1 pseudogene is annotated in these 409 nt (G+C 34.0%); it reads left to right on the top strand.

The features are described from left to right. Positions 1-409, top strand: a pseudogene (locus DWX29_RS12400) (hypothetical protein); the annotation flags it as partial.

Raw genomic sequence — 409 nt, 5'->3', positions numbered from 1 at the left:
CTATCAGACAGCAATGTCAACGGCTAGTGGAACAATATCATATGTAAGGGATGAACTTGACAGAATAACAGAAACAGTTTATGAAAATGGAAAAACAGTAAAGTACAGTTATGACAATGACGGAAACAAGACAGGGATTACGTATACGGACGGCAAAAAGGTAAGCTACACATATGATGGAAACAAAAATGTGATAGAAGTTGCAGATGGTGACAAAAAGACCACATACACATATGACAGTGATAATAACAGAATAACAAAAACAGAAGGAAAAGAGACACAGGAAAGCACATATGACATATACGGTAATGTGCTTACGGTAAGTCAAAAAGAAGATGAAGATTCTAAATTAATAGAATCATATGAATATGACTTAAACGGAAATGTAACAAAACATTATGAAAGTGGA

The organism is Eubacterium sp. AF19-12LB, from assembly GCF_003479125.1.
GTDB lineage: Bacteria > Bacillota > Clostridia > Lachnospirales > Lachnospiraceae > Eubacterium_U > Eubacterium_U album.
Note: the sequence above shows the minus strand (reverse complement) of the source record. Positions and strands in the feature narration are given on the sequence as shown.